At 71.1% G+C, this 1,299-nt stretch carries 1 protein-coding gene; it reads right to left on the reverse strand.

Annotation, left to right across the window (positions count from 1 at the left end; genetic code table 11):
* Window positions 1-1,286, reverse strand: a 1,286-nt coding sequence (locus tag HR9077_RS19080) for an aldehyde dehydrogenase (NADP(+)) (RefSeq protein WP_136068895.1), incomplete at its 3' end; no start/stop codon positions are given.
* Window positions 1,287-1,299: the final 13 nt, after the last annotated feature.

The following is a 1,299-nucleotide window of genomic DNA, read 5'->3' on the forward strand; positions in this document are numbered from 1 at the left end:
TCGTCCATCTGCAGGGTGATGGTGAGCTGGCCCTCGAGTCGATCGGCGACCTGCTTCACCTCGGCCCGGTCGCGGCACTCGATCACCAGCGAGGTGGAGCCGAACACCTCTTCCTGCAGCGCCGCGTCGGCGAGGAAGGCCTCGGCCGAGGTGACGTACAGCCCCGCCTGGCACTGGTTGGGGCTCTCGCCGACCTGGCCGCGAGCGACTTCGCGCACCTTGTCGTGGCTCGAGAGCCGCGCCACGCCCTGCTGGTAGGCGTCATGAATGCCCGGGGTGAGCATGGTCTGCGCGGCGCTCTCCTTGAGCGCCTCGCCGGCGGCGGCGACGAAGGCGTCCAGGTCGGCGCTCTTCTCGGCGATCACCAACCCGGGATTGGTGCAGAACTGCCCGGCGCCCATGTTGAGCGAGGCGACGAAGCCCTTGGCCATCTCCTCGCCGCGCGCCTTCAGGGCCGCCGGCAGCGGGAACACCGGGTTGATCGAGCTCATCTCGGCGTAGAAGGGGATCGGCTCGGGGCGGTCCTGGGCAACCTTGAGCAGCGCCAGCCCGCCGCTGCGCGAGCCGGTGAAGCCGCCGGCCTTGATCCGTGCATCGGCGACCAGCGCGGTGCCCACTTCACGCCCGGAGCCGAACAGCAGCGAGAACACCCCCTCGGGCAGGTTGCACTTGGCGACCGCGCGCTGGATCGCCCGGCCCACCAGTTCCGAGGTGCCGGGGTGAGCGGAGTGCGCCTTGACGATCACCGGGCAGCCCGCGGCGAGTGCCGAGGCGGTGTCGCCACCGGCCACCGAGAACGCCAGCGGGAAGTTCGAGGCGCCGAACACGGCGACCGGGCCGAGGGCGATGTGACGCTGGCGCAGGTCGACCCGCGGCATCGGCTGACGCTCGGGCATCGCCGGGTCGACGCGCACGTCGAGCCACTCGCCGGCACGCACCACGTTGGCGAACAGGCGCAACTGGCCGCAGGTACGCCCGCGCTCGCCCTCGATGCGGCCCCGGGGCAGGCCGGACTCGCTCACCGCGCGCTGGATCAGGTCGTCGCCGGTCGCCTCGATCTCCTCGGCGATGGTCTCGAGGAACGCCGCGCGCGCCTCGAGCGAGGTCTCGCGGTAGCTGTCGAAGGCCGCCCAGGCGAGTTCGCAGGCGCGATCGACGTCGTTGGCGGTGCCGCCGGCATAGACCGGCTCCAGGCGTTGGTTGGTGCCCGGATCGATGGCCTGGATCGCGTCGCTGGAACCGGCGACGGCCTGCTGGCCGATGAGTAGTTTGCCTTCCAAGGTCATGACTTCCTCCTGA

The organism is Modicisalibacter radicis (assembly GCF_900961225.1).
Classification (GTDB): domain Bacteria; phylum Pseudomonadota; class Gammaproteobacteria; order Pseudomonadales; family Halomonadaceae; genus Modicisalibacter.